General features: G+C 38.9%; 11 protein-coding genes and 1 pseudogene. 5 read left to right on the top strand and 7 right to left on the bottom strand.

Going from position 1 to position 11,184, the window contains the following annotated elements; all coding sequences use genetic code 11:
- Positions 1 to 225: 225 nt before the first annotated feature.
- Both DXB52_RS11215 and DXB52_RS11210 read left to right on the top strand, forming a co-directional pair.
- A pseudogene (locus DXB52_RS11215) lies at positions 226 to 594 on the top strand (glutamine-hydrolyzing GMP synthase); the annotation flags it as partial.
- A gap of 37 nt (positions 595 to 631) precedes the next feature.
- Positions 632 to 1,477, top strand: coding sequence for an aldo/keto reductase (locus DXB52_RS11210; RefSeq protein ID WP_055160723.1), 846 nt, complete (start codon positions 632 to 634; stop codon positions 1,475 to 1,477).
- Positions 1,478 to 1,606: 129 nt separating this feature from the next.
- On the opposite strand, the gene DXB52_RS11205 is transcribed toward DXB52_RS11210, so the two are convergent.
- The 3 genes from DXB52_RS11205 to DXB52_RS11200 are packed head-to-tail and all read right to left on the bottom strand — an operon-like array spanning position 1,607 to position 4,237.
- Complete coding sequence (locus DXB52_RS11205; protein WP_055173244.1) at positions 1,607 to 3,016, bottom strand: acetate--CoA ligase family protein; 1,410 nt, start codon at positions 3,014 to 3,016, stop codon at positions 1,607 to 1,609.
- A gap of 1 nt (position 3,017) precedes the next feature.
- Positions 3,018 to 3,215 (bottom strand): hypothetical protein, encoded by a 198-nt coding sequence (locus DXB52_RS17225; protein WP_472520111.1) that lies wholly within the window; start codon positions 3,213 to 3,215, stop codon positions 3,018 to 3,020.
- Positions 3,209 to 4,237 carry an AsnC family transcriptional regulator gene (locus DXB52_RS11200; RefSeq protein WP_472520110.1) on the bottom strand — a complete coding sequence of 343 codons (1,029 nt, stop codon included), beginning with the start codon at positions 4,235 to 4,237 and terminating at the stop codon, positions 3,209 to 3,211. The genes DXB52_RS17225 and DXB52_RS11200 overlap by 7 nt, the downstream gene beginning before the upstream one ends.
- A 207-nt stretch (positions 4,238 to 4,444) precedes the next feature.
- Between DXB52_RS11200 and DXB52_RS11195 the strand changes: the two genes are divergently transcribed.
- Positions 4,445 to 5,011, top strand: coding sequence for a TetR/AcrR family transcriptional regulator (locus tag DXB52_RS11195; protein ID WP_117542309.1), 567 nt, complete (start codon positions 4,445 to 4,447; stop codon positions 5,009 to 5,011).
- 21 nt (positions 5,012 to 5,032) lie between these two features.
- Here the strand turns inward: DXB52_RS11195 and DXB52_RS11190 are convergent, their stop codons facing one another.
- Together DXB52_RS11190 and DXB52_RS11185 are read right to left on the bottom strand one after the other, a co-directional pair.
- On the bottom strand, positions 5,033 to 5,953 hold the full coding sequence (locus tag DXB52_RS11190) for a DUF7916 family protein (RefSeq protein WP_118107353.1): 921 nt from the start codon (positions 5,951 to 5,953) through the stop codon (positions 5,033 to 5,035).
- A gap of 85 nt (positions 5,954 to 6,038) precedes the next feature.
- Entirely contained in the window at positions 6,039 to 6,968 is a 930-nt protein-coding gene (locus DXB52_RS11185) for a DMT family transporter (RefSeq protein WP_118107351.1), read from the bottom strand.
- A 236-nt stretch (positions 6,969 to 7,204) separates the two neighbouring features.
- On the opposite strand from DXB52_RS11185, the gene DXB52_RS11180 reads away from it, so the two are divergent.
- Positions 7,205 to 8,428 carry an AI-2E family transporter gene (locus tag DXB52_RS11180; protein ID WP_270370882.1) on the top strand — a complete coding sequence of 408 codons (1,224 nt, stop codon included), beginning with the start codon at positions 7,205 to 7,207 and terminating at the stop codon, positions 8,426 to 8,428.
- 89 nt (positions 8,429 to 8,517) lie between these two features.
- Here DXB52_RS11180 and DXB52_RS11175 read toward each other — a convergent pair whose 3' ends face one another.
- Together DXB52_RS11175 and DXB52_RS11170 are read right to left on the bottom strand one after the other, a co-directional pair.
- A complete protein-coding gene (locus DXB52_RS11175) occupies positions 8,518 to 9,471 on the bottom strand; it encodes a DUF4349 domain-containing protein (protein ID WP_118107349.1) in 954 nt (317 codons plus the stop codon).
- Between the two features lie 61 nt (positions 9,472 to 9,532).
- Positions 9,533 to 9,769, bottom strand: a complete 237-nt coding sequence (locus tag DXB52_RS11170) for a hypothetical protein (protein WP_020436057.1) — start codon at positions 9,767 to 9,769, stop codon at positions 9,533 to 9,535.
- Between the two features lie 243 nt (positions 9,770 to 10,012).
- Here DXB52_RS11170 and DXB52_RS11165 point away from each other — a divergent pair, with 243 nt between their 5' ends.
- Positions 10,013 to 11,170, top strand: coding sequence for an aromatic amino acid transport family protein (locus DXB52_RS11165; RefSeq protein ID WP_118107347.1), 1,158 nt, complete (start codon positions 10,013 to 10,015; stop codon positions 11,168 to 11,170).
- Positions 11,171 to 11,184 lie beyond the last annotated feature (14 nt).

Here is an 11,184-nt window from a genome sequence, read left to right as displayed (position 1 = left end):
TATGGTGCAAAGAAAAAAGCTTAAATCATATACCTTTTGATGAAAATAAAACACTGTAGAAGGAAAAAAGTACAGCAATATTTTTGAAAGATAAATAAATCGAATTATGTCAGAATGTGTTGACGTGTAATCATAATGACGGTACAATCATTGTAGATATTGAGAGGATACTAAGGAGGAAAATCAAATAAATGTTACTGAAATCAGACGTCCGGCTGACATGGAAAGGCGCATCATAATGCAGGCGGACTTCCAAAAGATATGAATTTTGAACTTGTAGAACCAGTTAGAATTCTGTTTAAGGATGAGGTTCGTGTTGTTGGAGACGAACTTGGTCTTCCACATGGTATGGTTTACCGTCAGCCATTCCCGGGACCGGGACTTGGAGTTCGTTGTCCGGGAGCTATCACACGTGATCGTTTGGAAGCAGTACGTGAATCTGACGCAATTCTTCGTGAGGAATTTGAAAAGAATGGACTCGAAGGAAAGATCTGGCAGTATTTTACTGTTGTTCCGGATTTCAGATCTACAGGAATCAACCGTGTACTTTATGATTTCACACCAAAGCCGACAGGAACAGTGGAATTCGAATAATATTCACAGCATCTATATAACAAGAAAGAGAAGCATCATGAGACATACATTTACATTAGCTAATGGAGTGGAAATCCCAGCAGTGGGGTTTGGCACCTATAAAGCCGCAGACAACACCGATGAAGCAATTATAAGTGAAGCAATCCGACATGGGTATCGCCATCTTGATACGGCAGCCTTTTATTTCAATGAAGAAGCAGTAGGAAAAGCTGTACGCGAGAGTGGAATTCCGCGAGAAGATTTTTTCCTGACATCAAAGGTATGGAAAGATCATCTTGGATATGATTCAACTTTGCAGGAGTTCGAAAGCACTTGTAAAAGATTAGGTACAGATTACTTGGATCTCTATCTGATTCATTGGCCAAGACCTTCTGATCTGAATGCAGAGTGGAGAGATTTGGATGTGGAGACATGGAAAGCACTGGAAGATCTCTATAAGTCGAAAAAGGTACGGGCAATCGGTGTCAGCAATTTTCTGCCGCATCATTTAAACAATCTGTTAGAGCGGACAAGCATTACTCCTATGGTGAATCAGTTAGAATTCCATCCAGGATATATGCAGAAGGCTGCAGTTGATTTCTGTAAGCAGATGGGGATTCAGGTAGAGGCATGGAGTCCGATCGGTCGAGCCAGAGTTCTCAAGGAGCCACTTCTTATGGAACTTGCAGAAAAATATCAGGTATCTGTCGCACAGATCTGTATCAGATTTGCTCTGCAGTGCGGTGTGTTACCGTTGCCAAAATCCTCTTCCAGTGAGAGAATGCATCAGAATCTGGATGTTTTCGGATTTGACATAGAGGAAAATGATATGTATCAGTTGATGACTTTACCGCAGATCGGATGGTCGGGAGAACATCCGGATCGGGAGCGGGTAAGATTTTAATACAAAGAAAATAAAGCTATTGAAAATGACACCCCCTAAAAGAGGTGTCATTTTCTTATAAGAGCTTTTTATAGAAGAGAAGTAGTTGTCTGCACAACTGCTGTTATAATCTAAATGTCTGCTCATAATTTATTTCTTATTTTTGATCTGTCCATATTTGTAGAGAGCAACCATAGCATTTACGGCTTGTTCAGCAGTCGGATAAGCTGGGATTCCATGATCTCTCAACTTCATGATAGCTTCCTGACATTCTTCACCACCCTGGCATTCCATAATGAATGGTTTTCCAAGATGCTTATATGTCTCGTAAATATCGATAACCAGATTTGTTACAGCCGGAACATCTGTTACTGCTGTCGGACAGATGGATCCAAGTATTCCATGTACATTCGGGTCACGCATTACCTGTGTGAATGCACCTTTATACTGAACAGGTGAAGCTGTTCCGGAAATATCAACAGGATTAAGCGGTGAACCAAACATTGGCATATATGCACGGATTCTTCCTGCTAGATTAGGAGAAATCTCTGCCAGCTCATGCATTGGCATTCCCCGACGTTCAAAGTGATCACAGCTGAGAAGACCTGAACCACCACCGTTGGTAATCATAACGATATTGTCACCCTTTGGTGCCGGTTGCATTCCTAATGCCATTGATATATCGAGGAATTCCTGCCATGTAGTCGCACGGATAGCTCCAGCCTTTTCAAAAATATCATCATAAAATGCATCATTTGTTCCTTTGTTTTCAGAAGCAGTATGTGCAAATGCAGCTTTTTCACCAATCTTTGAACCACCGACTTTTATTGTTACGATCGGTTTATCAACACTGCGGCAAGCTTCAATAAATGCATCAGGACTATCCAGTCCTTCAATATAAATTGCAAGACATTTACTGTTTTCATCTCTTCCAGCGTAGGATATAAACTCACAGAAATCAACGTCAGCTTTATTTCCAAGTCCTACGAAGAAGCTCATTCCAAAATGATCTTTCTGTGAGGTTCCAAGTGCCGCAAGCAAGTTGGCACCTGACTGAGAAATCATTGCTACAGGACCTTTGATTGGAAGATAAGGGATAAATCCGCAGTTGAAATTAAGGTATGGACTTCCCATTCCTACAAGGTTTGGTCCAATCAGAGGCAGCTCATGATCACGACAATATTGAGTGAGTTCATCCTGCAGTGTTCCACGTCCGATTTCTTTAAATGCACTTGTGGCAATAACAACAATCTTAACTTTCTTTTCAACACAATCTTCCAAAACAGATTTAACAATATGTGCAGGTACAGCAAGAAAAGCAAGATCGATTTCATCAGGAATATCCTTTACAGTCTTATAAGCTGTAAATCCGGCAACTTTATCTGCTCTTGGATTTACAGGATAAATCTTTCCTTTATATCCCCATGTTAAAAGGCCATCAACAACTTTATAGCCGACTTTTGTAGAATAACGGCTGGCTCCGACTACGGCAATCGTTTTTGGATTTAATGCATATTGAAGTTTATCAACAACATATTCTCTTGGATGTTTTACGATCATATTACTGCACCTCCTCTGAGTCAGTTGAGAAACGACATTTTACGGAACCGGATTCCAGTCTGTTCTGTAAAAAGTCATCCGTCATAACGCATTCTTCCCAATATCCGTTATCATCATCAAGACGGGCTACCCAACGTCTGAACTGTCTCTTTGAATTTGCTACTTTTACTTCTTCAATCTCAGCATATCCTTCTAACATTGTCTGATTGCTTCGACGTCATTTACCTCAGTATAAACAGTCAGCATACAATCGTAGAAAGAATCACCGAACTGAAGAATGTCTACAAATTCTGGCATAAGTGAGAATTCATCTACAATTTCTGCTTTTCTGTAACTTGGAACATTCTGGAACATACGGACCAGATACATATGCATTGACATTCCGAGTGCACGGTAATTAATATAAATCATTGGAAGCATAAATTTTCGTTCATCAACACACATTACAATGTCTTTTTTCATTTGCTTGCCATCTAAGCCAGATAACTTCTCCAACATATCAAAATCAAACATATCTGCGATTGATTTTGTACTGTTAAGAGCTTCGATAATAGCAAAATCTTTTTTATCTATTTTGTTCTGAACTTTAAGGAATTTCTTCTTCTGTTCTTCCCCAAAAATAAATTTTCTGTATCTGTCTTCCGGAACATCCCATTGATTTACAAGTGATTCTCTGACATCTGCCCTGATCGGACAAAGATGTACATATTCAACCTCCGGTCTGTCTTTCCATGGCTGGATAACATCTGCAAGAAGATTGTCCAGAACTCTCATGTGATTTCCGTTAAAGAAATCAAAATCGCCCTCTGCGAGATATCCTGTACAAATATCATCTTTATTCTGATACCACTTGGCAAATTCAGCTTTTACCTTTGGATCTGTACCGTCTTTTAATTTGACAACCCAATAATAAAGTCCCCAACCGTAAACACCAACATTTGGATTCATAACGAACATGATAAGATGTTCATCATACATTCGTTTTAATCGATCCTTGATATCATCTGGTTTGATTCCGGTTTCTTTTGTAATATAATCGATATTCCAGACTTCAGGATAGACTTGATAAAATGACTTTGCGACATTGTATGCTGCAACTTCTGTAGCATCAAGAGAATATGTTCCCGGTTCAGAGTAACCGTATCCTCTAGGTGGAAAACAGTTTTTTTTCATCCATGCCTGCTGCTGATCCGTTCCTATTGTGTATAATGTTTCTCCCATAGAATACCTACCTCCTTCTATTTTTATATACACGCTTCTTATATACCCAACATAACATAAACAAATCGATAAACCAATCTCTTTCAGATGTGTTTGAACAAAGCTAATCAGATTGTTTAAAATAGCCTAAAATCTGGAAAAGATACTTTATTTTTATGTCAATTTATAACTATAATTACATATATATTGCGGAGCTTTTAAAAATATATGAAAGAAGAAAAAACAATTTTATTTCAAGACAATTTTATACATAATTCTATTAAAGATGCATTCCTGCAACTCCTTATGAAAAAGGATTATATGCAAATCACTATAACGGATCTTTGCAAATATGCAGGTGTTAGCAGAGGAACATTTTATGCTCATTTTGGTAACATAGGGCAGGTGGTTGATGAATTGTTTTCAGATGCATTATGTGATATTAAAAATATGGCGTTGCTATCAGAAAATGCATCGAATTCAAATTCAAAGAAGGGGCTTTGTTGGGTTCTTCGAAAGAATCCAAAATATCAGCCGCTTTTTTTCTCAGAAGCGTTGTTTCTTCAAGCTGTAAAGCATACTGTTGCGGCACTAAGGCAAGATTTTCTTGATTTAATGAGTGGCAAGACGGAATTGGATGAAGCTTCATTAACAGATTTATTGACAGTTCAAATTATGGGATGTTTGGGGATGTGCAGAAAGCATCTGGGAGAGTCTGATGAGGAATGGTGCAGATTCCAGGGTTGCTTTGATCTCTTCCTTAAAGCAGGTTATCAAGGGATTATTCAAAAATAAGGAGAGTATTTCTACTCTCCTTTAGCGAAGAAGGGACATTGCCATTCTTCGGTATGTATGGCGTTTTCCACGAATTGCCACGCTATAGGCTGTGATATTCTCAGGTAATGCCATGCCCATATATCCGCTGTCTCCAATATGATGAATATCCGCACCGGCCATCTTACACATAAGAGCAATCTGACGAATGGTATCTTCATCTGCACCTTCCTGAGATGTTCCAATCGTTGTCATCGCTAGAGCACCTTTCTCATGCGCCTTTTTAATTAATTTACCGGCATATTCCATTGTGATCCCAGGAACTGTTCCAGGTGCCGGAAGTAATATCACGTCGGTGCCAGCATCGATAAAATCTACAATATCTTTTTCAGTAAGAATTTTTTCGCCTGCTTCTGAAATGATTCCAGATGCATGCATTTTCCCGGCTGTAAGGATGACTCGGTCACCAACAGCGTCTTTCAATTTAGAAAGAGCCTGCATGATCGCTTCATTGTCAACCCCTACTCCAGGATTACCTGTCAGAACAATCATGTCTACTCCCATATCTGCGGCTTTCCTTGCATTTTCTACAGTTGCCTGGCGGCCGGTTGTCAGATTCCAGACAGACTCCTCGTCATTGTTTTTAATTGTAGCCGGTTCTAGATTTATCGCAACCATTCTTCCGGTAAGACGTTTTACTTCACGAATAGTATCTTCCGGTGATACATGTGGCAATCCCTGGATTACAGGCTGATTGACATCGAAAATATTTAACATGATCAAGTCTGCTCCAAGTGAGGTTACAAATTCTGCATTTGTAATGTTCACTAACATTGGTGTTACGGTTCCGATTGTTTCCGCAGCAAGTGTTCTTCCTTCGCTATCTGCAATAGAAGTCAACAACTCTGATTTGCTATAAGAAGATAATTCAGTAGCTGTTGTGTCTATAAGTCGTTTTGTCATGAGAGTAGTTCCTTTCTAATAATATATATTTTTCTAAAAAATTTCCTGATTAAAGTATTTTTGATTGTCTGACATCCTTCTCATGTTAGTTTTTTTTATGATTAACAATATAAATCCCTGCGCATACTAAAACTAACGCCATCAGACTCCCTACATTAAATGCCTGTTTTACCTCTCCGAGTATCAGTGCTGATAAGATCACGCTGCAAAGTGGATTCACAAATCCGAAAATCGCAACCTTGGAAACATCATTCCATGCAAGTAGTATAGACCAGAGCGTATATGCCACTGCCGAAACCAGCGCAAGGTAAAATATAATTGCCAAACCACCGGCAGTTACATTTCCCAGGCGTCCGCCCATTCCAAGTCCAATTAAAGTCAGAACAATTCCGCCCATCGTGAACTGGGTTCCGCTTAATACGACCGGTGATACTTTTTTAGAAAAAAGATTAATCAGCACAGTGGATATTCCATAAGACAACTGTGCAATCAGGATAAACCCTTCTCCAATCAACTGAAAACCCATATCCAGAGAATTTCCCATCAGATTGATTACTACAACGCCTGCAAATCCAAGAATACATCCTGCAATTTTTCTGCTTGTCATTCGTTCATTTCGAAAGACCAGACAAGACAACAGAATTGCGATAAAATTTCCAAGTCCGGTAATGATTCCACCCTTCACTCCTGAAGTGTGTGCAACGCCTATATAAAAGAAGAAATATTGTCCTACTGTCTGAGCGAGACATACGGGAACCGCATATTTAAAAAGTTCCCGATCAGGAAGCATTAATTTCTTTTCCTTAATTGATGCAAAAATTAAAACCAGAATTCCAGCTAGTGTAAATCGGATTCCAGCAAAGACAATCTGACTTGCAGTGTCTGAAGAATCTACCTGCAGAAGGTGATACCCTGTCTTAATCACCGGGATTGCACTTCCCCACAGGATACAGCATACACAAGCAAGAAGTGCTACAATACCAGTTTGAGTCAATTTGTTTTGTTTTTGTGCCATTTTCTTATTTCTCTTTTCGTATAAATTTCGTTATTTCGATTTTTTAGGTTTTATTTTCAATATCTGATAGTTATTCGTTGCATAACGTTCATAAATAACATTATCACAAGAATGATACAATGCCAAGCTGAATTGATAAAGCGTCTTGACATCAATATTATTTTAAGTATATGATGAAAAATATCTTGTTGCATAAAAGTATAGTTGGCTGATTTTAAGAAATTAGGAGAACGATAATGGATTTGAGTAAGTTATCTATGAAGAAAATTCGAGAACTGATTATTTTTACAGTGCTTCTTGTAGTTGCATTGTGGAAATTTGAAGTAGTGATCGATGTACTGAAAACGATAGGGGGAATTCTGTTTCCATTTGTACTTGGTGGCGCAATTGCTTTTGTAATCAATGTGCCAATGAGCTTTTTAGAAAAGAAAATTTTCGGTAAGACAAAAGATGAAAATAAGGTGGGAAAAAAGTTAGCAAGACCGATCAGTCTTCTTTTCACAATTATATTGGCGGTTGGTGTGATCGCACTAGTAATGTTTGGTGTGATTCCACAGCTTACTCGGACAATGGGAAGTTTGATGATAAGTATTGCGAATTTTGTTCCACAGATGCAAAACTGGATTCGAGATTTTTCACACAATAATCAAGAAATTATGAAGCTTGTAAATCAGGTTCAGTTTAATCAAGATCAGGCCATTAAATGGGGAATCAGTATTCTTGGCAGCGGAGCAGGAAATATGATGAATACGACAATGTCGGCAGTGGGCTCTATCGTCAGTGGATTTGCTACATTTTTCATTGCATTTTCTTTTGCATGCTACATTCTTTTTCAGAAAGAAAAATTGCATGTACAGATAAGAAAAGTATTTTTTGCATTTATTCCGAAACAAAAAGCAGAGGCATTCCTGAAAATTTGTTCTCTGACCTATCAGACATTTGCAAATTTTCTTACGGGGCAGTGTGTAGAAGCTGTGATTCTCGGAAGTATGTTTGTCGTTACACTCAGTATTTTAAAAATGCCATATGCACTTTTGATCGGAACTTTAATTGCATTTACTGCATTGATTCCGATCTTTGGAGCTTTTATCGGATGTGCAGTGGGTTGCTTTTTGATTTTTATGATAAGTCCTAAGCAAGCAATTTTATTTATTATTGTATTTTTGATTCTTCAGCAGATTGAAGGCAATCTGATTTATCCGCATGTGGTTGGTGGATCAGTTGGACTTCCATCAATCTGGGTGCTTGCTGCTGTTACGATCGGTGGCAATCTTATGGGAATCGTAGGAATGCTTATTTTCATTCCATTAGTTTCGGTTCTGTACACTATTTTCAGGGAATTTGTATATCTTCGTCTGAAGGAAAAAAATATAAAACAAGTGACAAAGACAGTAGTGGAAGAATATACAGCAGAGGAAATTGCTGCTATGGGAAAAAATATAAAAAAGAATAGAGAATAAGAGAAAAACAAAAAGCGGAAAATCTCATTAGATTCAGAGGTTTTCCGCTTTTGAGTGCTTTGCTTTACGAGAGAAACGAAGGAGAGACGCTATTTGAAGTTTTCTTCATAATCGTTTTCTTTTGCTTTTTTCTGTTTTTTGAGTGTTATTTTTTTGAGGCTTTTCTTAATTATAACTACGATAACAGCTATAACTGCTGCACATACGATAAGGATCGGTAATGCACCAAGAATTCCAATGATGAGATTCCTGAAACCGTGACCTACTTTATACAGGTTGTCTCCGAATCGTTCTTTGATTTCTTCAAAGAAGCCTTTCTCACCCGCGTCTGTCATACGTTCGACTTCAAATATCTCCACATGTACTGTGCTGTAATCAATCTGATTGTCCAGAAGTCTAAGTTGACTTTCGTAGCTTTCTATTTCATATCGGATATCGGATAATTTACTTTCAATGGCTAAGAGGTCTTCCATATTTTCTGCTGTAGAAAGCAGCTCCATCAAACGTGCCTGTTCCGTTTCTAAAGCTTTTTTATGACTTTCGACATCTACATACTGAAGTGTCACATCTTCCACGGATTCATTTTCCTGTGTTACATTTCCAAGTTCACCAACGATATCCACAAACTCATTTAACTTGTCTGCCGGAATTCGTATGGTGTAGCTTGCATATCGGGTTGTTGTATAAGAATAACTATTGCCGCTGATAGAAGAATTCTCGACATAGCCACCTAGTTCAGTAGTTTTTGTTTTTAGGCTATTGAGTACAGAATCAAATTCTTTTGTCTGCAAAGAAAGAGAAACCGTTCGGATCAGTTTTCGTCCGTTTTCTACCTGAGCTTCCAGTCCATTTCCGGAAGTGACTCCTGCATCGGCTGTTTCTGCAGGTTCTTCGCAGTATTCGTTTTCTGAATAATCTGTACCGTAGACTGATTCCATGGTTGCACTGTCCTCGGATGCTGACATTGATTTGCTACCACATCCGACAGTCAATAGTGCCATCATAATTGCTGTGAAAAATGCGATTCTTTTCTTAAATTTCATACAAACACCTCCATTCTATCAGTAGGTCTTGAGTGAAGGTTAAAAGGGGAGTAGATTTACTTTACATCGGACAGCTTCTTCTTTCACCCTTGTCCATGTCTCCACGTAAATAGTGTCCATTAAATTCCATATTAATGTCACGGATCTCTTTTTTACCTTCGATATACTCATCGTACATTTCTGAAAGTCTTGCCATGCAACCGTCGCAGCTTGCAGAGATGTTGCCTAAAGATTCTTTTACAATCTGTTTTCTTTCTTCTACAGTTGTGTCCTTTATTAAAATGCTTTTGAATTCCATGATAGTTACCTCTGTTTTTCGTTTAGATTTAATAGCTATTTCTATTAAGAGTATAACATAAAACATGATTAACTGCATAGTTTCTGGAGAATATAAAATGCCTGGGAAAAAGCTCTTTAAAAGTGGGTTTAATTATAAGCTATAATGAGGTATAATAGAAAGAGTTATCATATTAGATTTGAGATTGTTTTCCGTCATCATAAGTGGTAAACAACAAATTGGTATTACTGGAGAGGCGTAGGTATGGCGAAAGTACATGGGGAATCAAAGCTGACTTTTTTGGAGTCGACGAGTATTATCATAGGACACGGCGTGGGATCTGGAATTCTTTCGGTCCCATTCCTTGCATCCAGGAATAACTGGCATGATATTATCTGGATTGCAGCAGTGGCTTATTGCATGAATCTTTTACTGCATTTTATGATTGCGGAACTGTCTTTGAATAACAATGGCGCGCAGTTTATCAAATGCTTTGAAAATGAGCTGTTTGTGGGAAAGCTGAAGATGGCATGTACATGGCTGGCGTTTGGGCTGCTTGGCTTTTCGGTTGTAGTGAATGTGAGTGGATTTATTACCGGTGCGGCAGCTGTATTTTCTGCATGGTTTCACCTTCCGTCAGTGGTCGGAATGCTGTTCTTTTATGTATTGGCAGCAAGTGTGGTCTATATCGGAATGAAACTGGTTGGAATTTGTGAGAAAATTGCAGTGATTTCCATGTTTGGAGTCATAGGGATCCTTTTTGTAGCAACGATGCTTTCAGAGACAACAGAGCTTTCGACAAAGTTCTATTCGAATAACAATATGCTGGCACTTTATAGCATGATTGCATTTTCATTATCTGCTGTTATGTCTGTGCCACAGGTTGTGAAAGGTTTAGAAGGAGACGAAAAAGGCATTCGCAGAGCGATTGCAGCCGGCACGGGCTTGAATATGGGACTGATTCTTTTAATCACATTTATGACGCTTCTGGGATGTTCTAATGTGACAGAGAATGGAGCACTGGTGGATCTTTCCGGCCATCTTGGCGGATGGGTCAGCATTATCGGATATGTATTTTCCTTGCTGGCTCTTGCAACATCTTTCTGGGCGAATACACTGAATCTTCGAGATATTGTGAATGAACAGACGAAATGGGGCGAAAAGATCAGCTGGCTTGCAGCTACAGTACCTTGTCTTGTGATCGCACTTGTGGGAGTGCAGAGCTTTGTAGGATTTACAAGAATGGCAAGTGTGGTCCAGGTTCTGACCGGAGTAGGAGTGATTGTTGCATACAATCGTTCCAGAAGACGTGCGGGAACTAGCCTGATCTGTGGAAGACTTGGTAGTTTGCCGTTCCAGATATTAGCAGTAGCAGCGTCGTTGGTAGCATCTGTAGGAGCAGTGCTTACGGTGACAGTGTGAAATTACAAATATGT

The organism is Ruminococcus sp. OM04-4AA (genome assembly GCF_003462585.1).
Classification (GTDB): domain Bacteria; phylum Bacillota; class Clostridia; order Lachnospirales; family Lachnospiraceae; genus Mediterraneibacter; species Mediterraneibacter faecis.
The sequence above is the reverse complement of the archived record's forward strand: the minus strand, read 5'-3'. Positions and strand labels throughout refer to the sequence as shown.